This is a genomic window from Bradyrhizobium sp. DOA9 (assembly GCF_000617845.2).
Lineage (GTDB): Bacteria > Pseudomonadota > Alphaproteobacteria > Rhizobiales > Xanthobacteraceae > Bradyrhizobium.
In genome coordinates this window covers 173,041-192,202 of the sequence record NZ_DF820425.1, presented here as the reverse complement: position 1 = coordinate 192,202, position 19,162 = coordinate 173,041, and the positions used below count along the sequence as shown (strand labels likewise).

The 19,162-nt window shown below is 64.8% G+C and carries 15 protein-coding genes, 1 tRNA gene and 2 pseudogenes; 12 read left to right on the top strand and 6 right to left on the bottom strand.

What is annotated here, in order from left to right:
• Positions 1-97 precede the first annotated feature (97 nt).
• The 5 genes and pseudogenes from BDOA9_RS00825 (at position 98) to BDOA9_RS00810 (ending at position 6,456) form a co-directional block, all read left to right on the top strand.
• The gene (locus BDOA9_RS00825; protein ID WP_025032052.1) at positions 98-937 is read left to right on the top strand and encodes a universal stress protein; all 840 of its coding nucleotides are present in this window, start codon (positions 98-100) and stop codon (positions 935-937) included.
• A 313-nt stretch (positions 938-1,250) separates the two neighbouring features.
• Positions 1,251-1,550, top strand: a pseudogene (locus BDOA9_RS40100) (calcium-binding protein); the annotation flags it as partial.
• A gap of 75 nt (positions 1,551-1,625) precedes the next feature.
• Complete coding sequence (locus BDOA9_RS00820; RefSeq protein ID WP_275507658.1) at positions 1,626-3,206, top strand: DUF839 domain-containing protein; 1,581 nt, start codon at positions 1,626-1,628, stop codon at positions 3,204-3,206.
• Between the two features lie 185 nt (positions 3,207-3,391).
• A complete protein-coding gene (locus BDOA9_RS00815) occupies positions 3,392-5,155 on the top strand; it encodes a type I secretion system permease/ATPase (protein ID WP_025032050.1) in 1,764 nt (587 codons plus the stop codon).
• The gene (locus BDOA9_RS00810; RefSeq protein ID WP_025032049.1) at positions 5,152-6,456 is read left to right on the top strand and encodes an HlyD family type I secretion periplasmic adaptor subunit; all 1,305 of its coding nucleotides are present in this window, start codon (positions 5,152-5,154) and stop codon (positions 6,454-6,456) included. Before BDOA9_RS00815 ends, BDOA9_RS00810 begins: the two co-directional genes overlap by 4 nt.
• A gap of 42 nt (positions 6,457-6,498) precedes the next feature.
• On the opposite strand, the pseudogene BDOA9_RS39335 reads toward BDOA9_RS00810, so the two are convergent.
• From BDOA9_RS39335 to BDOA9_RS00795, 4 genes and pseudogenes are all read right to left on the bottom strand, one after another.
• Positions 6,499-6,615: pseudogene (locus tag BDOA9_RS39335) on the bottom strand (SDR family NAD(P)-dependent oxidoreductase); the annotation flags it as partial.
• A 566-nt stretch (positions 6,616-7,181) separates the two neighbouring features.
• Positions 7,182-7,256: transfer RNA gene (locus BDOA9_RS00805), tRNA-Val, on the bottom strand.
• A gap of 151 nt (positions 7,257-7,407) precedes the next feature.
• Positions 7,408-8,721 (bottom strand): hypothetical protein, encoded by a 1,314-nt coding sequence (locus tag BDOA9_RS00800; RefSeq protein WP_025032048.1) that lies wholly within the window; start codon positions 8,719-8,721, stop codon positions 7,408-7,410.
• Between the two features lie 120 nt (positions 8,722-8,841).
• Positions 8,842-9,447: a DUF1134 domain-containing protein gene (locus BDOA9_RS00795; RefSeq protein ID WP_025032047.1), complete on the bottom strand. Its 606-nt coding sequence runs from the start codon at positions 9,445-9,447 to the stop codon at positions 8,842-8,844.
• A gap of 139 nt (positions 9,448-9,586) precedes the next feature.
• On the opposite strand from BDOA9_RS00795, the gene BDOA9_RS00790 reads away from it, so the two are divergent.
• Entirely contained in the window at positions 9,587-10,072 is a 486-nt protein-coding gene (locus BDOA9_RS00790; protein ID WP_025032046.1) for a YHS domain-containing (seleno)protein, read from the top strand.
• Positions 10,073-10,081: 9 nt separating this feature from the next.
• Here BDOA9_RS00790 and BDOA9_RS00785 read toward each other — a convergent pair whose 3' ends face one another.
• Positions 10,082-10,912, bottom strand: a complete 831-nt coding sequence (locus BDOA9_RS00785; RefSeq protein WP_152033074.1) for a 3'(2'),5'-bisphosphate nucleotidase CysQ family protein — start codon at positions 10,910-10,912, stop codon at positions 10,082-10,084.
• A gap of 198 nt (positions 10,913-11,110) precedes the next feature.
• Here BDOA9_RS00785 and chpT point away from each other — a divergent pair, with 198 nt between their 5' ends.
• From chpT to BDOA9_RS00755, 6 genes are all read left to right on the top strand, one after another.
• On the top strand, positions 11,111-11,764 hold the full coding sequence (chpT, locus tag BDOA9_RS00780; protein WP_025032044.1) for a histidine phosphotransferase ChpT: 654 nt from the start codon (positions 11,111-11,113) through the stop codon (positions 11,762-11,764).
• 198 nt (positions 11,765-11,962) lie between these two features.
• On the top strand, positions 11,963-14,770 hold the full coding sequence (locus BDOA9_RS00775; protein WP_025032043.1) for a hybrid sensor histidine kinase/response regulator: 2,808 nt from the start codon (positions 11,963-11,965) through the stop codon (positions 14,768-14,770).
• Positions 14,771-14,794: 24 nt separating this feature from the next.
• A complete protein-coding gene (locus tag BDOA9_RS00770) occupies positions 14,795-15,265 on the top strand; it encodes a chemotaxis protein CheW (RefSeq protein ID WP_025032042.1) in 471 nt (156 codons plus the stop codon).
• A 67-nt stretch (positions 15,266-15,332) separates the two neighbouring features.
• Positions 15,333-15,698, top strand: coding sequence for a response regulator (locus BDOA9_RS00765; protein ID WP_007600538.1), 366 nt, complete (start codon positions 15,333-15,335; stop codon positions 15,696-15,698).
• A 75-nt stretch (positions 15,699-15,773) separates the two neighbouring features.
• Positions 15,774-16,970, top strand: coding sequence for a protein-glutamate methylesterase/protein-glutamine glutaminase (locus tag BDOA9_RS00760; protein ID WP_025032041.1), 1,197 nt, complete (start codon positions 15,774-15,776; stop codon positions 16,968-16,970).
• Positions 16,967-17,839 (top strand): CheR family methyltransferase, encoded by an 873-nt coding sequence (locus BDOA9_RS00755; RefSeq protein WP_025032040.1) that lies wholly within the window; start codon positions 16,967-16,969, stop codon positions 17,837-17,839. The genes BDOA9_RS00760 and BDOA9_RS00755 overlap by 4 nt, the downstream gene beginning before the upstream one ends.
• Before the next feature lie 160 nt (positions 17,840-17,999).
• Here BDOA9_RS00755 and BDOA9_RS00750 read toward each other — a convergent pair whose 3' ends face one another.
• A complete protein-coding gene (locus BDOA9_RS00750) occupies positions 18,000-19,160 on the bottom strand; it encodes a glutathionylspermidine synthase family protein (RefSeq protein ID WP_025032039.1) in 1,161 nt (386 codons plus the stop codon).
• Between the last annotated feature and the right edge of the window lie 2 nt (positions 19,161-19,162).

Below are 19,162 nucleotides of genomic sequence, written 5' to 3'. Positions count from 1 at the left end.
AGCTGAACCACGCGCAAAGTTGAACGATCGCAGGCGCTAGCCGAATTGAAAGCAGGCATCCTCCGTCAATCTTCGTCGGAAAAATCGGAGATTCAAGATGAAGACGCTCCTGGTCCCGCTTCAGAACATTCCAATGATGACAGCCACGCTCGATGTGGCCGTAAATCTCGCGCGACGATCCGGCGCCTATATCGAAGGTTTTCCACTCCGCTTCGGCATCCCCCAATATGCGGCCGCCGAATTGGCCACCGGCATTCTCCTGGACACGTATCAAGTGATGAGCGAAGCCGAATTGAACGACATGCGCAACTTTTTCGAAGCATTCATGCTGAAGCACGATGTTCCTCGAGCCGCTGTGGGATCGAACCCGCCATGCTTCGGCTGGCTGGAGACCGCGCCCGAGGGCGAAGAATTTGTCGGAAGTCACGGGCGCGCCTTCGACCTGATCGTGATGGCGCGGTCCGACGTCGATGCTGTGGGCCCTCACCGTCGCGCCATTGAGTCCGCGCTTTTCGAGAGCGGCAGGCCCGTTCTGCTGGCGCCGTTGAATGCTCCAAGAAGCGTCGCAACGAACATCATGATTCACTGGAACGGGAGTACCGAGCAAGCGCGGGCAAATGCATTTGCCATGCCGTTGCTTCGTCAGGCCGGAAGGGTGTCGGTCCTGACCGTGATCGGTGGCCAGGCGGTGCCGGGACCATCTGCCGATCAGATCGCTCGGCAACTCCATTACAATGGCATCGCGGCCAGCTTGATCAGCGTTGAACTGGACGGACGCGAAACTGGCGAAGCGGTCCTCGATGCCGCCCGGGCACACGGTTGCGATCTATTGATCAAGGGAGCCTTCACCCGCACGCGGCTACGGCAGATGATATTCGGTGGGGCGACCAGCTATATCATGGAGCACGCGGATTTGCCCGTTCTTATGGCTCACTAGCGCCGCACGGAGGCGGCGCTGTTCTGGGCTACAGACAGGCCCGCTTTGTCAGGCCGCCCCCGAAGCCGATCGGTGTCGAGGTGGCCGCGAGCTTGGGCAGGCTTTGGGCCGACTTGGTCGGCGACCGTGCGCCACGGCACTTGTCCGGCCTCGGCATCGTCCTGCGCGCAAACCCGTGCCCGGACAAGCCGCCGAACGACCAATTCGAATCAAGCGCGGCATGGCCCGGTCATCTCGATGTCGTGTCAGCGTCACAGCCGTTGGTTAACGGAGCGTTCGTGCCAGTACCAAGCCAAAAGCCAGGGAGCAAAGCATGTCGCACCATCACCACGGCGATCATCGCCACATCGGTCCGTTCAAGAAGATCAAGTTTGGAACCAACGCAGACGACACCATTCAAGGGTCGGACCACGGCGACATCATCCTTGGCTTCGGCGGTAATGACACCATCAATGCCGGCCTCGGCGATGACATCGTGTTCGGTGGCCGCGGCAATGATTGGATCGAGGGCGGCAAGGGAAACGATTTGCTGTTCGGGGGAATCGGCAATGACGCCCTGATCGGCGGCGACGGCAGCGACGATTTGCGTGGCGGCCACGGCCGGGATCTGCTCCTCGGCGGCGCAGGCCGGGATCATCTCATCGGCGACGAGGGCAACGATAAGTTCCTGCTCCGCAAGGGCATGGGCGTGGATACGATCGAGCATTTCGATTCCGGCGATCGCATCGACGTCCGCGACTTCAACATTCCAAGCTTCCAGACGCTGATCAATTCCGCGCACCAGATCGGCCACAACGTTCAGATCAATCTGGGCAATGGCGACGCGTTGATCATCGAGCATGCCCGCATTTCTGACCTTCACGCCGAGCAGTTCATTCTCTCCAATGAGGTGAAGGGCGCATCGAGCTCACAGACGCCCTACCTGCTCAGCAGCAATCCCAACGTTTTTACCGAATCGTTGCTGACGACCGGAGACAGCGTGAACGGCTACAAGATGGCCGGCATCCCGGACGGCCTCGGCGCGTTCGACAATGGCGACGGCACCTTCACCGTGCTGATGAACCACGAACTTCCCTCGGCGGCGGGCATTGCTCGCGCTCATGGCGGCACCGGCGCATTCGTGTCGGAGTGGGTGATCGACAAGACGAGTTTGCAGGTCCTGTCGGGCAAGGATCTCATCCACGACGTCTGGATGTACGAGGGCGGCACCTATGTCGACCACAACGCCGGCAACAGCCCGGTGACGTTCAACCGTTTCTGTTCGGCAGACCTCGCCGATTCGGGCGCATTCTACAACGCGCAGACGGGCCTCGGTTTCGACGGCAGGCTCTATCTGAACGGCGAAGAGGGCGGCGTCGAGGGCCGCGCCTTTGCGCATGTCGTCGGCGGTGCCCAGGATGGTAACAGCTACGAGCTGGCCTGGCTCGGCAACATGGCCTACGAGAACGTTGTCGCCAATGCGCATACCGGGGACAAGACGGTCGTCGCCATGATGGACGACGGCCAGAACGGCCAGGTCTACTTCTATTCCGGGACCAAGCAGTCGACCGGCAATGCCATCGAAAAGGCCGGGCTGACCGGCGGCCATCTGCTCGGAATTCACGTGACCGATTTCGAAGGTTCGGCGAATAATGCACCGAGCAGCACCACTGCCCTGGGTGCCGACGAGAAGTCCGCCTTCACCATGATCGATCTCGGAGACGTCAGCGGAAAGACCGGCGCGCTCATCGATTCGGACAGCGAAACTGCAGGCGTGACGAGCTTCCTGCGGCCGGAAGACGGCGCATGGGATACCCTCAATCCCAACCGCTTCTATTTCGTGACGACGAATGCGTTCAACGCGCCGAGCCAGCTGTGGGCGCTGGACTTCACCGACGCGTCGCACCCCGAGCTCGGCGGCACTATCAAGCTGCTGCTCAACGGCAGCGAAGGCCAGCAGATGCTCGACAACATCGCCGTCGACTCCCACGGCAAGGTCATTCTCTGCGAGGACGTCGGCAACAATGCCCACCTCGGCAAGGTCTGGCAGTACGATCCTGCGACCGACGCGGTCACGCAGCTTGCCCAGCACGATGCGAGCCGCTTCGTGACGGGAGGTGCAAACTTCCTGACCCAGGACGAAGAGGCGTCGGGTGTCATCGACGTCACGCATATCCTCGGCAACGCCGGCGAAAACGTCTATTTGATCGACACCCAATCCCACCTCAATGTTGGGGGCGAGCTCGTCGAAGGCGGCCAGTTGCAGCTGGTCCACCAATATCTCGTCTGACGCCAGTAGCCCGACGAAGATACCGCTCGATGTGGAGGTGCCGGGCGTTCCCGCCGGCGCCTCCGCCATTGTCAAACGATTGTCATGAACGATCGACAGTTAGAAGCGGTTTCATCGCTTTTGTCGTGAAGGCCGGTCATTTCAGCACGATCACCATATCGTAAGCCGCGGAGTCATTGCGTGTGATGTTGGCTACGCAAGCAGACGTTGCCGCGGATGAAGGATCGGAGCTGCGCGCTGCCCTTCGATCTTGCCGCACGGCCCTTGTGGGCATCGCGGCCTTCAGCGGGTTGATCAATATCCTCAGCTTGACCGGTTCCCTCTACATGCTGGAGGTCTATGATCGGGTGCTGCCTGGCCGCAGCGTATCCACGCTGGCCGGTCTGACGATCATTGTGGCCCTGCTCTTCGTCCTTCAGGGCACATTGGAAGTGGTTCGCGGTCGAATGCTGGTCCGCATCGGGAACCAGGTCGATTGGCGCATCGGTGACCGCGTCTATGATCTCCTGATTCGCCTTCCGCTTCGCACACGCGGTGGCGGCGACGGACTGCAGCCGCTTCGCGACATCGATACCGTACGATCGGTGATGTCGGGATCCGGTCTTCCTGCCCTGTTCGACCTGCCCTGGTTGCCGTTCTACCTCGCCATCTGTTTTGCTTTCCATCCGCTGATTGGCGCCACAGCCCTCGGCGGCGCGCTCGTGCTGGTGCTGTTGACGCTGGTCACCGACCGGCTGTCCCGGCAATCGGTCCGGAAGGCGTCGAGCTATGCCGCTGCGCGCAACCGCCTTGCCGAAGCCAGTCGCCGCAACGCGGAGGTCTTGATCGCGATGTCGATGTCGTCCCGGTTCCTGGAACGATGGCGGAAGCTGGGCGATGCTCATCGCAGGCAGCAGAGGATCACCAATGATATCTCGGGAGGCTTCGGGGTCACGGGACGCATGCTGCGCATGATGCTGCAATCGGCCGTGCTCGGCGTTGGTGCCTATCTCGTCATTCGACAGGAAGCATCCGGCGGAATCATCATTGCCAGTTCGATCCTGACCGGTCGCGCCCTTGCACCCGTGGATGTCACGATCGGCAACTGGAAAAATTTCATCGCCGCGGCCCAAAGCTGGCGGCGCCTCACCGGACTCATGGCGGCGTTGCCGGCGTCCGCCGAAAGACTGCCGTTGCGGCCTCCGACGCGATTCCTCGTCGTGGACAAGTTGTCCGTCGCGGCCCCCGGCTCGGAAAAGCTCCTGGTCGCGGATGTCAGCTTTCACCTGAAGGCAGGCAGCGCGCTTGGCGTTGTCGGCGCCAGCGGCTCCGGAAAATCCTCGCTGGTGCGCGCCCTTGTCGGCGCATGGCGGCCATCGCGCGGCGTCATCCGGCTCGACGGCGCATCGCTGGAGCAATGGTCGCCTGACGCATTGGGAAATCACGTTGGATACCTGCCTCAGGACGTCGAATTGTTCGAGGGCACCATCGCCGAGAACATCGCACGGTTTGCACCTGATGCTTCGATGGAGCAGATCCTCGCCGCAGCCGAAGCCGCCGGCGTTCACCAGCTTCTCGTCAGCCTGCCGGATGGATACAACACCCAGATCGGCGAGCAGGGCGCATTGTTGTCGGCCGGGCAAAGGCAGCGCGTGGCGCTGGCGCGGGCGCTGTACGGAAATCCCTTCCTGGTCGTGCTCGACGAGCCCAATTCCAATCTGGACATCGAAGGCGAGGAGGCCCTGACGCGCGCAATCCTCGCGGTCCGGGCCCGCGGCGGCGTCGTCGTCATCGTCGCACATCGCTCCAGCGCACTGGCCGCCGTTGACTTCGTGATGACGATGGCCCATGGCCGGCAGCAGGCGTTCGGGTCCAAGGAGGACGTGCAGGCGCTGGTGGCGAGGCGCGAAGCTGGCCCGCCTGCCGGGCCGTTCAAGGTTGTCGTCCCGCAACAGGCCGCATCGACATGATGACCGCGACATACGGCGAAGATCGCAGCCTGCGTCATCATCTGCTTGCCGGCCTTTTTCTGGCGGTGGGGTTGACCGGCGGGATCGGTGGCTGGGCCGCCACCACCGAGCTGTCGGGAGCAGTGACCGCCGCCGGCTCCGTGGTCGTCGATTCCAACGTCAAGAAGGTCCAGCATCTCACCGGCGGTATCGTCGGAGAGTTGATGGTCCGCGAAGGCGACCATGTTCGTGCCGGTGAGACATTGGTGCGGCTCGACGAAACCGCGCTGCGTGCCGGGCTCGCCATCTATACCAAGGGACTGGACGAGATGCGCGCCCGCAAGGCTCGTCTGGCCAGCGAGCGGGACGGCGCCGACCATCTCGTTGTTCCTCAGGAGCTGCTCGATAATTCTTCCGCGGAATTCGTTGCGGCGGTGGGCAGCGAACGCAAGCTGTTCGAATTGCGCGCCAACGCGCGTCGCGGCCAGAAGGCCCAGCTTCGCCAGCGAATCGCGCAGCTCGAGGATGAAATCCGCGGCTTTGCGGCTTTGCAGCAAGCCAAGGCGGAAGAGATCGAATTGATCCAGCGCGAGCTTACCGGAGTGCGCGGCCTCTGGGAGAAGAACCTGGTCCAGATAAACCGCCTTACCCTTCTGGAGCGCGAAGCCGCGCGTCTCAAGGGCGAACTGGCGCAGTCGATCGCGTCCACGGCGCAAGTCCATGGCAAGGTCACCGAAATCGAGCTGCAGATCCTGCAGATCGACCAAGAGCTCAGCAGCGAGGTTGCGAAGGAATTGCGCGAGATCGACGGCAAGATCGGCGAATTCATCGAGCGCAAGGTGACGGCCGAAGATCAATTGAAGCGGGTTGACATACGCGCGCCGCAAAGCGGCGTGGTTCATCAACTCAACGTCCACACGGTCGGCGGGGTGGTAAGCCCGGCCGATCCCGTCATGCTGATCGTGCCGGAAGCCGATCTGTTGATGGTGGAAGCCAAGGTTTCTCCGGCGGACATCGACCAGCTGTACGTCGGCCAACCGGCAAGCCTGCGATTCTCCGCATTCAACCAGCGCACGACGCCGGAGATCGAAGGCAAGGTCAGCCGTATCTCCGCCGATGTGACGCCGGATCAACGCACGGGTCAGAGTTTTTACACGGTACGCGTCTCGATCATGCCCGAGGAGCTGGCGCGACTCGGCAATGTCAAGCTCATGCCCGGCATGCCCGCGGAAGTCTTTGCCAGGACCTACGATCGCAGCATCCTGTCGTATTTCACCAAGCCCCTCCTGGATCAGGTCGCGCGGGCTTTCCGCGAGCGTTGATGCGGGGGGCGCTGCCATCGGCCACCAAGGTTTTCACTTGGCGAGTGACCCGTTCAGGTAGGACCGGGCCGCCCAGGCCCGCTTGGTCCAGTCGAGGTCGTCGAGCGAGCCCTCTCCGCCGAGGTGCCATCCGCTGTTGAGATAGACCAATCGGGCCGGCGATCAGTCGTCGCGCTTAACACTTGCGCCTGAGCCGTGTTCCGCAAGGGCAGGTTTCGCCGGAAGGACATTCCGCGCAGCAGACGGCTCGGAAACTGGCGACCCCATTGCACGCTCGGCACACAAATCGCCGACGCAAGGCGTGATGACGCGATCGCCTTCGCTCAGTCGTTCAACGGCAGCATCAGCGTGCTGTTCGACGTCGTGGACTGCGTTGCTTTTTCCGCCCGTGCGCGTGGTTGCGGAGCAGGGATCGCCGCTTCGGGCTCCGCGAGCTGGCGGCCTGCTCATCGATGCGCTCGGCCGATCCAGCTGCAAAGGTTGTCCTGGAGCCTCTTCCGACAATGCCATCCTGCCCCTGTTTTGCCCGACGGAGCAAGAAAAATTCGGAAAAGTCGTAACCCCTTGATTCCGCTGGTGCGGTCTACTGTGCATGGGGTTGTTTTCGAGTTTTTTGACAGACCGGAAGCAAGACCCGCAAGTCCGTCTACGCTCTTCGAGCTACGCCGGACACGCTTCGCTACTCTTGGGCGTGGCTACGCCACGCGAAGCCTTTTGGCGAAGCGTGGTGGGCGCACAAGGGATCGAACCTTGGACCTCTCCCGTGTGAAGGGAACGCTCTCCCGCTGAGCTATGCGCCCGGGACCATCATGCAGGCGGCCGCAACCTTGCGGCCGGCCGGCACATCGGAGCCCGCGATTTAGAAGTGCCGGCCCATGGTGTCAAGTTTTCAAGGCGGTGCCGGGGCGGAAAACCTTCGGCAGGTCGCGAGGGAAGCCGGATTTCGGCCGGTTACGCGCCCTGCTGGCGGGCGCGGGAGGCGTGGGCCTGGAGCGCGCGGATGCGCTCGGCGAGCGTTCCGCCGCCTTCGGGCAGGCGGGGCGCAGAACCGCTGCTGGTCGCGGCGCCGCCCGTCGCGGCGTCGTTGGCCAGGCGCGGCGCGGGCTTCGGCGGCTGGCCGGCCTCGGCCGCGAGCAGCGCCTCGATCGGCGAGTTCGGGCCTTCGAGCTGCATCGCGAGTTTTGCCACCTCGGCGGCGATGTCGTTGATGCGCTCGCGCAAGAGCGCGTTCTCCATGCGCTCGGTCGCCCAGGAGCTCTCCGCCTGCTGCTGGATGGCGTTGACGTCGCGCTGGAGTTTCGCGCGCTCGTCGCGCGCGCTGCGCAACTGCTCCTCCAGCGCGGCCTTTTCCGCGCGCAGCTGCTCCATCGCGGCCGACGACTTGCCGCCGCTGAGGCCCGCGATCTCGACGCGCAGCTCCTTGATGGTGCGCTCGCTCGCCTCGTTGGCCTGGCGCAGCTGGTTGTTCTCGTAGTCGCGCTCGGCGAGCAGCTTGCCCTGCGTGGCGAGGCGTCCCTCGAGATCGGCGACGCGGCCCGACAGCATCTCGGCCTCCTTGACCTGCGCGATGAGCTGGCGGTCGAGTTCGGTGACGCGCTGGCTCAGATTCTCGACGCGGCCGCGGGCCTCGGCGAGCTCGCGCGAGGCGGTCTCGGAGTCGGTGCGCTCCTGTGCGAGGCGCGCTTGCGTCGCGGCAAATTCCTTCTCGGCATCGCCGACGCGGTGCTTCAGTTCCTCGATCTGCGCCCGCACCGCGACCAGCTCGACCTGGCGGCTCTCCGCCATCATCGAACGGTCGGACAGTTCGGAGTTGATCTTGGCGAGCTCGGCCTGCTTGTCCGTCAACGCGATCTCGGCTTCGCGCAAGGACGCCGTCTTGGCGGCGAATTCCTCCTCGGTGGCGCGGAGCTGCTCCTTCACCGCCTTCTCGCGCGCCTCCAGCGCGAAGATGGTGGCGTTCTTCTCGCCGAGCTCGATCTTCATGCGATTGATGGCGTCGCTCTTCTTGCCGAGCTCGGCGAGCTGGCTCGTGGTCTTGTTCTTGAGCTGCTCGACGCTCATCTCGAGCCGGCGGGCCGACATGGCGAATTCGGCGCGGAGCTGGTCCTTGTCGGCCTGGATCTCCGCCATCGACAGCGGGGTGGCAGCTTCCAACCGGCGCGTGGTCAGGCGCACCGCGCGGTTATGCACCAGCGGCACGATCGCGAGCCCGCACAGCATCGAGAGCAGGAAACCGATCGCCAGGTACATGATCGGTTCGACCATGGGCCAGAACTCCCAAGCTTAAGGAAAAATTCACCAACGACAATGCCATGGCGGGCCGGCAAAAAGCCAGCCCCGCTCTGTCGTTAACCTTGATCGGCGGGCAGTGGGGAGGGCGAGGACCTAGAACGGGTTCCAGGTCGCCCGCGGGGTGTATTTGAGATAGCCGATATTGGCGCCCAGGCGCAGGCCGAGCCCGGAGCGGATCGGCACCAGCACGATGTTGTTGGCGGTGAGCGCCGTCATGCCGAAGCCGCCGATGATGTAGGCCGAGCCGTCGATGCCGGCGAAGCGCTGATAGATCGCGTTGGTGGCGGGCAGGTTGTAGACCAGCGTCATGGTGCGGGCGCCGTCGCCGCCCCAGTCGAAGCCGAGCGAGGGGCCCTGCCAATAGACGCGCAGGTCGCCGGCGTTCTTGGTGTAGAGCGTGCCTTCGCCGTAGCGCAGGCCGGCGACGAAGGCGCCGGAGCCCTCCTCACCCAGGATGTAGCCGTTCGGCAGGCCCCATTGGCTGACCGCCTTCTCGATGATCGAGGCGAGCCCGCGCGAGACGTTGCCGAAGAAGCGATGGCCGGCGGTGACGAGCTCGTCGGGCCCGTAGGTGCTGGGCGTCGGGGTCCGCTGCGGCGGCGGCAGGTCAGGCGGCGGCGCCTGCTGGGCGGAAGCCGGAACGATCCAGCCGATCATCCCGGCAAGCGCGAGCGCAGCAAGGCGTGATGCGAAAGTCATAAAAGAACCCCTGGTACCGAATCCGGTCGCTTCCTTAACCTGACGCCAACAGGCACGGCTCTAGGTTGCGCCGGATGTCCCCTCGACTCGGATGTTATCCGCAGCAACTATGACGGCACAACGGCAGGAAGATAGCCCTTTGCGCCCCGGAATTGCCTTGATCGCCCGCTGCCTCTGCCTGCTGGCGGGCATTTGGATCCTCAGTGCGGGCGGGCCCGCGTGGGCCGCCACCACCGAGCGCATCGTCGTCAACCGCTTCACCGGGGTCGCCATCGAGGGCTTCGACCCCGTCGCCTATTTCGTCACTGGGGCGGCCGTGCAGGGCACGGCGGAGTTCGAGGCGAACCTCTGGGGGGCTGTGTGGCGCTTCCGGAACGAGGGCAACCGCGCCTCTTTCCTGGCCTATCCCGAGATCTACGGACCGCAATTCGGCGGTTATGATCCGGTCGATATCGCCCGCGGCGTCACCGTCGCCGCCAATCCGCATTTCTTCGCGATCGTGGCGCAGCGCCTCTATTTGTTCAGCCGGGAGGACAATCGCGACGCCTTCGTGGCCGACCCCGAGCGCTTCCTCTACGAGGTGGCCAAGCGCTGGCCGGCCCTGCAGGAGAAGCTCGGGCAGTAACGAGCCCGCTCAGTGGCAGCCTACCGCCTCCGGGTCGCCCCAGGCGATGAATTCCGGGATGATGAAGCCGGTATCGCGGCGCTGGCCGAATCGGAGCTCGCCGCCCTTGCCGTCGGTCACCTGGCCGCCGGCCGCGGTCACGACCGCGCAGCCGGCCCCGACGTCCCATTCCGAGGTCGGCCCGAAACGGGGATAGATGTCGGCGCTGCCTTCCGCGATGCGGCCGAACTTCACGGCCGAGCCGCACGTCATCCTGACCGCATTGGGCCTGTCGGCGATGAACGCCTCGCTTTGGGCATCGCCATGCGAACGGCTTACCGCGGCGATCCAGGGCTCCCCCCGGGTCGGCAGCTTGCGGGTGCGGATTGGCTCGGCGGCTGTGATCGTCGCGCCGTCGAACCTCACGCGCTCGGCGCCGTGGCCGACGATGCCGCGCCACATCAGGCCGAGCGCGGGGGCGGAGACGATGCCGAGCAGCGGCACGCCGTCCGTCACCAATGCGAGGTTGACGGTGAACTCGTCGCGCCCGGCGACGAACTCCTTGGTGCCGTCGAGCGGATCGATCAGGAAGAAGCTGCCCTGAAACGGTGGGGAGGCGAGCTGGGTCCGTTCCTCCGACAGCGTCGGAACGTCGCCCGCGAGCTGCGCGAGACCGTCCGCGATGATGCGGTCGGCGGCAAGGTCGGCCTCGGTCACCGGCGAGCCATCCTGCTTGCCGTCGATCCGCATGGCAGCGCGGTTGACGGCGAGGATCGCCTCGCCCGCCTTCACCACCAGCGCGGTCAGCGGCTCCATCAGGCCAAAGGCGGCCGTTCCGTCAATGATCCGCTTCACCTGCATGCCTCATCTGTCGGCAAAATCGTTCCTCGTCCACTGATTCGCCCCGGTCGATTCGCTTGGGCTTATGGCCGCTGAGAGCCGATCGCAAGCTAGCTGCCGCAGGCTTGCGAATGTTAGAACCCGCAGCATCCGTCAAGCATGCGTGATTCGCGGCGTCCAGCGCCGTGCAATTCCAGGAACCCTCCAGGACCCCATTATATGTCTGACGCTTCGTCGCCCGCGACCGCTACTGCTCCCGATATGCTCGAACTCGCCGCGCTCCTGTGCTCGCGGGTCTGCCACGATCTCATCAGCCCCGTCGGCGCCATCGTCAACGGGCTCGAAGTGCTCGACGACGATCCCAAGCCCGAGGACCGCGAGTTCGCGCTCGACCTGATTCGCAAGAGCGCCAAGACGGCCTCCGCCCGGCTCCAGTTCTGCCGCCTTGCCTTCGGCGCGGCCGGCTCCTCCGGCGCGCAGATCGACCTCGGCGATGCCCAGACCATGGCGAAAGGCCATATCGAGGACGGCAAGTGCTCGATCACGTGGAATCTGCCGCGACTGCTGCTGCCGAAGAATCGCGTCAAGCTGCTGCTCAACATGCTGGTCGTCGCCCAGCACACGATCCCGCGGGGCGGCATGCTGACGGTCGATCCGGTCGGCGAGGGCGAGGCGATGAGCTTTCGCATCACCGCGACCGGACACAACGCGCGCCTGCCGCAGAACATCTCGGAGCTCCTGAGCGGCGAGCGCGGTCCGGCTGCGGATGCGCATGCGATCCAGCCTTATTATACGCGGCTGCTCGCGCAGGCCTGCGGGCTCACCGTGACGCTCAAGCCGGAAGGCGAAGCCATCATCGTTACCGCTTCGTAAACGCGAAGCGCCGCTCGCGAAACGTTAATCCAATCTTGACGAGGCGCTTCGGCTTGTCCGGGGCGCCTTATCTCTTTGTTGGTTCCGTTCTTTTGCACATACTCAACCAATATTAAACGCTTTGCGGTGAAGCTGGCCCCATTCCGAAATGGCGCATCACGCCTCGTGCGCGCCCTTCCTGTATGAAGGCCTGTTTTCATGGATGATCTGTTGCGGGAGTTTCTGACGGAGACCAGCGAGAGCCTGGACACCGTGGACAATCAGCTGGTGAAGTTCGAGCAGGAGCCGAACAACGCCAAGATCCTGGATAACATCTTCCGCCTGGTCCACACCATCAAGGGCACCTGCGGCTTCCTGGGTTTGCCGCGGCTCGAAGCGCTGGCGCATGCCGGCGAGACCTTGATGGGCAAATTCCGTGACGGCATGCCTGTCACCGCCGAGGCGGTGACGGTGATCCTGTCCTCGATCGACCGCATCAAGGAGATCCTCGCAGGGCTGGAGGCGACCGAGGCCGAGCCTGAGGGCAACGACCGCGATCTCATCGACAAGCTGGAGGCGATGGTCGAGCAGGGCATGGCCGCAATGTCAGCGTCGGCTTCGCCGATCGCGTCCGGCTCGGCGCAGCCGATGCCGAGCGGCGCTGCTCCCGTTGCCGACGCCCCGCCGCTGGTGCCGGAAGCCCCGGCTGCTGCACCCGCCAAGGAGATGACCACGGGCACGCTGATCGAGCAGACCCTGGAGCGTCCGTTGCGCCCGGGCGAGGTCTCGCTCGACGAGCTCGAGCGCGCCTTCCGCGAGACCGCGATCGAAGCGCCCGTGCCCGCCGCCAAGGCCGAGGCTGCGCCTGCCGCTGAAGCGCCTGTCGCAAAAGAAGCCAAGCCCGCCAGGGAGAAGGCGGCGCCGAAGAAGTCGATCGCCGACGAGAGCGCCGGCGAAGGTGCCAGCATCGCCAACCAGTCGATCCGCGTCAACGTGGATACGCTGGAGCACCTGATGACCATGGTCTCCGAGCTGGTCCTGACCCGCAACCAGCTCCTGGAGATCTCCCGTCGCAACGAGGACACCGAGTTCAAGGTGCCGCTGCAGCGCCTCTCCAACGTCACCGCCGAGTTGCAGGAGGGCGTCATGAAGACGCGCATGCAGCCGATCGGCAATGCCTGGCAGAAGCTGCCCCGCATCGTCCGCGACCTCTCATCCGAGCTCGGCAAGCAGATCGAGCTCGAGATGCACGGCGCCGACACCGAGCTCGACCGCCAGGTGCTCGACCTGATCAAGGACCCGCTCACCCACATGGTGCGCAACTCCGCCGATCATGGCCTTGAGACCCCCGCCGAGCGCCTCGCCAGCGGCAAGGGCGAGCAGGGCACCATCCGCCTGTCCGCCTATCACGAGGGCGGCCACATCATCATCTGCATCGCCGACAACGGCCGTGGCCTCAACACCGAGAAGATCAAGGCCAAGGCGATCTCCTCCGGTCTCGTCACCGAGGCCGAGCTGGAGAAGATGTCGGAAGCCCAGATCCACAAGTTCATCTTCGCGCCGGGCTTCTCGACCGCGGCCGCCATCACCTCGGTCTCGGGCCGCGGCGTCGGCATGGACGTGGTGCGCACCAATATCGACCAGATCGGCGGCACCATCGACATCAAGAGCGTGGCCGGCGAGGGCTCCTCCGTCACCATCAAGATCCCGCTGACGCTCGCCATCGTCTCCGCCCTGATCGTCGAAGCCGCCGGCGACCGCTTTGCGATCCCGCAGCTCTCGGTGGTGGAATTGGTGCGGGCCCGCGCCAACTCCGAGCACCGCATCGAGCGCATCAAGGACACCGCCGTCCTCAGGCTCCGCAACAAGCTCTTGCCGCTGATCCATCTGAAGAAGCTGCTCAAGATCGACGACGGCGCGGCCTCCGATCCCGAGAACGGTTTCATCGTGGTCACCCAGGTCGGCAGCCAGACCTTCGGCATCGTCGTGGATGGTGTATTCCATACGGAAGAGATCGTCGTGAAGCCGATGTCGACGAAGCTGCGTCACATCGACATGTTCTCCGGCAACACCATCCTTGGCGATGGCGCGGTGATCATGATCATCGACCCCAACGGTATTGCCAAGGCGCTCGGCGCCGCCGGCTCCTCGGCCCATGACATGGGCGACGAGAACGGCGCCCATCACATCGGCTCCGGCGAGCAGACCACCTCGCTCCTCGTCTTCCGCGCCGGCTCCTCGCAGCCCAAGGCGGTCCCGCTCGGTCTCGTCACGCGCCTGGAAGAGCTGCCCGCCGACAAGATCGAGTTCTCCAACGGCCGCTACATGGTGCAGTACCGCGAGCAGCTGATGCCGCTGGTCGCCATGGAAGGCGTCACCATCGCCAGCCAGGGCGCCCAGCCGATCCTGGTGTTCGCCGACGACGGCCGCTCCATGGGCCTCGTCGTCGACGAGATCATCGACATCGTCGAGGAGCGCCTCAACATCGAGGTCGGCGGCTCCTCCTCCGGCATTCTCGGCTCGGCCGTGATCAAGGGCCAGGCCACCGAGGTGATCGACGTCGGTCACTTCCTGCCGATGGCGTTCGCCGACTGGTTCACCCGCAAGGAGATGAAGCCGTCGCTGCACTCGCAGTCGGTGCTGCTGGTCGACGACTCGGCCTTCTTCCGCAACATGCTGGCGCCGGTGCTCAAAGCCGCCGGCTACCGCGTCCGCACCGCGCCGACCGCGCAGGAGGGCCTCGCCGCACTGCGCGCCCAGACCTTCGACGTGATCCTGACCGACATCGAGATGCCCGACATGAACGGGTTCGAGTTTGCCGAGACGATCCGCTCCGACAACAACCTGGCTTCGACGCCGATCATCGGCCTGTCGGCGCTGGTGTCGCCGGCGGCGATCGAGCGCGGCCGCCAGGCCGGCTTCCACGATTATGTCGCCAAGTTCGACCGTCCCGGTCTGATCGCGGCGCTGAAGGAGCAGACCGCGGGCGCCGCCGGCGCCTCCGAGCTGAGCCGGGCAGCGGCGTAACCAGCGGGATCAGGAGATACGCTTATGGCCAACAAGATGCAGACCACCGAAGGCGCCATGGTCGAGTACGTCACCGCGATGATCGGCGGCCAGCTGTTCGGCCTGCCGATCTCGCGCGTCCAGGACGTGTTCATGCCCGAGCGCGTCACCCGCGTTCCGCTGGCCTCGCGCGAGATCGCGGGCGTGCTCAATCTGCGCGGCCGCATCGTCACCGTGGTCGACATGCGCGCCCGTCTCGGCCTGCCGCAGCCCGAGGACGGCAAGCTGCCGATGGCGGTCGGCGTCGACCTCCGCGGCGAATCCTACGGCCTCCTGATCGACCAGATCGGCGAGGTGCTGCGCCTGCCCGAGGACGGCAAGGAAGAGAACCCCGTCAACCTCGATCCCCGCATGGCCAAGCTCGCCGGCGGTGTCCACCGCCTCGACGGCCAGCTCATGGTCGTCCTCGACGTCGACCGCGTCCTCGAGCTCGCGCCCGAGATGATGGCGGCCTGATACGGCGGCATTGCCGCCGAGGACTTTGGAAGTGCCCCCGCAAAGGGGGAAGGAAGCAGAGGTTCACATGCGGACTTGTCTCGTCGTTGATGATTCCAGCGTCATCCGAAAGGTTGCGCGCCGGATCCTGGAGGGGCTCGACTTCCAGATCCTCGAAGCCGAGGACGGTGAGAAGGCGTTGGAGGCCTGCAAGCGCGGCCTGCCCGACGCGGTGCTGCTCGACTGGAACATGCCGGTCATGGATGGCTACGAGTTCCTCGGCCATCTCCGCCGCATGCCCGGCGGCGACCAGCCCAAGGTCGTGTTCTGCACCACCGAGAACGACGTCGCGCATATTGCGCGCGCGCTGCACGCCGGCGCCAACGAGTACATCATGAAGCCCTTCGACAAGGACATCGTGACGGCGAAATTTCAGGAAGTCGGCCTGATCTGAGCGATCGCCCGGAGGCTGAACGGATCCTTCGGCGCCTGTTTTCAACTGAACCGTTTCAGTCTGAGTTGGTGAGTAATGAGTGTTGCGTTCGCAGGTAATTCGACCACGGGCACGTCACGCGAAGCCGGGCCGCTGCGGGTGATGATCGTCGACGACTCCGTCGTCATCCGCGGTCTGATCTCGCGTTGGATCGGTGCCGAGCACGACATGGAGGTAGCGGCCTCGCTGCGCACCGGGCTCGAGGCGGTCAACCAGCTCGATCGCATCAATCCCGATGTTGCCGTGCTCGACATCGAAATGCCCGAGCTCGATGGCCTCTCGGCGCTGCCGCAACTGCTCGCGAAGAAGCGCGATCTCGTCATCATCATGGCTTCGACGCTGACCCGCCGCAACGCGGAGATCAGCTTCAAGGCGTTGTCGCTCGGCGCGGCCGATTACATTCCCAAGCCGGAATCGACGCGTGAGGCCTCGGCCGCGGACATCTTCCATCACGACCTGATCCAGAAGATCCGCCATCTCGGCGCGCGGCTGCGCCGCAAATCCGCGGTCGCGAGCCCGCCGCTGGCGCCCGCGAGCCCGGCTCCCGTCGCGCGCGGCCCCGTTGCGCGGCCTGCCGCGCCTGCGCCCGCTCCGGCGGTGCCTGCCCCGTCCTCAGGATCGCCGTCAACGCGTCCGTTCTCGACCCAGGCACCCAAGGTTCTGCTGATCGGCTCCTCGACCGGCGGTCCCCAGGCGCTGATGTCGCTCGTCACCGAGCTCGGCCCCGTGATCGATCGCTTCCCGGTGCTGATCACCCAGCACATGCCGCCGACCTTCACCACCATCCTGGCCGAGCATCTGGCGCGTTCGAGCCGCCGGCCGGCGGCCGAGGCCGTCGACGGCGAGCCGGTCAAGCCGGGACGGATTTACCTCGCACCGGGCGGCAAGCATATGCGCGTCGCGCGCAGCGGCGCTGATCCCGTGATCGCGCTCGACGACGGCCCCGCCGTCAATTTCTGCAAGCCCGCGGTCGATCCGCTCTTCACCTCCGCCATCGACGTCTGGCACGGCAGCATTCTCTCGGTGATCCTGACCGGCATGGGCTCGGACGGCATGCGCGGCGGCAAGGACATCGTCGCCGCCGGCGGCAGCGTGATCGCGCAGGACGAAGCCTCCAGCGTGGTCTGGGGCATGCCGGGTGCGGCGGCCAATGCCGGCATCTGCGCGGCGATCCTGCCGCTCAACCAGATCGGCGCCAAGGTCAACCGCCTGTTCGCGGGAGATCGCGCGTGACACCCACCGACTATGATTATCTGCGCAAGTTCCTGAAAGAGCGCTCCGGCCTCGATCTCTCCGCCGACAAGCAATATCTGGTCGAGAGCCGGCTGCTGCCGCTCGCCCGCAAGGCAAGCCTTCCCGGCATTCCCGATCTCGTTCTGAAGATCAGGAACGGCGACGGCCGGCTTGCGACCGACGTGGTCGAAGCGATGACCACCAACGAGACGTTCTTCTACCGCGACAAGATTCCGTTCGATCACCTGCGCGACACCATCCTGCCGGGCTTGATCCAGGCGCGTGCGGCGCGCAAGTCGCTCCGCATCTGGTCGGCGGCCTCCTCGACCGGGCAGGAGCCCTATTCGATCGCGATGTGCGTGAAGGAGATGGGCTCAGCTCTCGCCGGCTGGCGCATCGAGATCGTCGCCACCGACCTGTCGCAGGAGGTGCTGGAGAAATCCAAGGCCGGCATCTACAGCCAGTTCGAGGTGCAGCGCGGCCTGCCGATCCAGCATCTGGTGAAATACTTCACGCAAACCGGCGAGCTCTGGCAGCTCAACGCCGATATTCGCGCCATGGTGCAATTCCGCCAGCTCAATCTGCTGCAGGACTTCTCGCATCTCGGCACCTTCGACGTGATCTTCTGTCGCAACGTTCTGATCTATTTCGACCAGGACACCAAGGCGGTGATCTTCGAGCGGATGGCGAAGGCGATGGAGGCCGACGGCACGCTGCTGCTGGGGGCTGCCGAATCCGTCGTCGGCATCACCGACGTGTTCCGCCCCATCACTGAGCGCCGCGGCCTGTACCAGCTCAATCCCGCGCGCTCCGGCCGGGCGATGGGCGGGCTGATGCCGCAGCCGCTGAGGGTTGCTGCGGCGAGGTGATACTTTCTTACCTCGCCCCGCTTGCGGGGAGAGGTCGGATTGCATCGAAGATGCAATCCGGGTGAGGGGGACTCTCCGCGAGTCAATCTGTCACCATTTTTGCGGAAGCAGCCCCTCACCCCAACTCTCTCCCCGTAGGAACGGGGGAGAGGAGAAGACCTCACAAAATCGCGTGCGGCAAAAATCGCGAGCGGTTGCCCGTGATCGGGCTCTCGTCCTCGCGGATCGACAGCCCGCAGGGCTCGTGGTTCACCAGCCAGCTTCCGATCACCGGATAGAAGCCCGAAAAGTTCGGCAGCGGTGACAATGCCTGGCGCACGAAGCCTTCGGCGCCGTAGGGGCCTGCCTGCTCGTCGAGCGGCAGTCCGCCGGACACGATCGTGACATTGGCACCCTCGCGCGACAGCAGCGGCTTGCGGACATAGGACGTGCCGAGCTCGGCGGCGAGCGGGTCGTCCTCGAAGAAGGCCGGCAGCAGATTGGGATGGTTCGGAAACATCTCCCAGAGCAGTGGCAAGATGCCCTTGTTGGACAGCACCGCCTTCCACGGCGGCTCGATCCAGCGCGTCGGCGCATCCTTCAGCTTTGTGCCGAAGGCGTCCTGGAACATCCATTCCCAGGGATAGAGCTTGAAGGCGAGCGCGATGTCGTTCTCGTCGAGATCGACGAAGCCGCCGGCCTCGTCGCGCCAGCCGACCTGCTCGATGTCGAGCAGCGTCGTCGAGAGTCCGGCCTGGCGCGCGGTGTCTTCGAGATAAGCGAGCGTGCCGGCGTCTTCCTCGTTGCCGGTGATCCCGGTGAGATGGACGGGACGGCCGCCGGCAATCTCCTTCCATGCCGCGATCAGCCGCTCATGGATGGAGTTGAACTGGTCGGCACGCGCCGGGATGACGCGGCGTTCGATCGCCTGCTCGAGCCAGGTCCATTGGAATACCGCGGCCTCGAAGATCGAGGTCGGCGTGTCGGCATTGTATTCGAGCAGCTTTGCCGGCGACTTGCCGTCGAACCTCAGATCGAGCCGGCCGTAGAGGCTGCGGTCGTCGCGCTTCCAGCTCTCGGCGATCAGGCCCCAGAATGCTTCCGGAATCTTCAACCGCCGCAGGAAGCGCTCGTCGCCGATGACGCGTCCGGCAAGCTCCAGGCACATCGCATCGATCTCGCCGGTCGGCGTCTCGATGCCGCGTTCGATCTCGTCCAGCGTGAAGCCGTAATAGGCGCGCTCGTCCCAATAGCGCTCGCCGTCGATGGTGTGGAAGACGAAGCCGCATCGTGCCGCGGTCTCTCGCCAGTCGTCGCGCTCGAGGCAGGTGATGCGCTGCATGG

Bases quoted from the DNA above. Each gene is read 5' to 3' on its own strand.
- BDOA9_RS00825 (WP_025032052.1), top strand. From the start codon at position 98: ATGAAGACGCTCCTGGTCCCGCTTCAGAACATTCCAATGATGACAGCC.
- BDOA9_RS00815 (WP_025032050.1), top strand. From the start codon at position 3,392: ATGTTGGCTACGCAAGCAGACGTTGCCGCGGATGAAGGATCGGAGCTG.
- BDOA9_RS00810 (WP_025032049.1), top strand. From the start codon at position 5,152: ATGATGACCGCGACATACGGCGAAGATCGCAGCCTGCGTCATCATCTG.
- BDOA9_RS00800 (WP_025032048.1), bottom strand. From the start codon at position 8,721: ATGGTCGAACCGATCATGTACCTGGCGATCGGTTTCCTGCTCTCGATG.
- BDOA9_RS00795 (WP_025032047.1), bottom strand. From the start codon at position 9,447: ATGACTTTCGCATCACGCCTTGCTGCGCTCGCGCTTGCCGGGATGATC.
- BDOA9_RS00785 (WP_152033074.1), bottom strand. From the start codon at position 10,912: ATGCAGGTGAAGCGGATCATTGACGGAACGGCCGCCTTTGGCCTGATG.
- chpT (WP_025032044.1), top strand. From the start codon at position 11,111: ATGTCTGACGCTTCGTCGCCCGCGACCGCTACTGCTCCCGATATGCTC.
- BDOA9_RS00775 (WP_025032043.1), top strand. From the start codon at position 11,963: ATGGATGATCTGTTGCGGGAGTTTCTGACGGAGACCAGCGAGAGCCTG.
- BDOA9_RS00770 (WP_025032042.1), top strand. From the start codon at position 14,795: ATGGCCAACAAGATGCAGACCACCGAAGGCGCCATGGTCGAGTACGTC.
- BDOA9_RS00765 (WP_007600538.1), top strand. From the start codon at position 15,333: ATGCGGACTTGTCTCGTCGTTGATGATTCCAGCGTCATCCGAAAGGTT.
- BDOA9_RS00760 (WP_025032041.1), top strand. From the start codon at position 15,774: ATGAGTGTTGCGTTCGCAGGTAATTCGACCACGGGCACGTCACGCGAA.
- BDOA9_RS00750 (WP_025032039.1), bottom strand. From the start codon at position 19,160: ATGCAGCGCATCACCTGCCTCGAGCGCGACGACTGGCGAGAGACCGCG.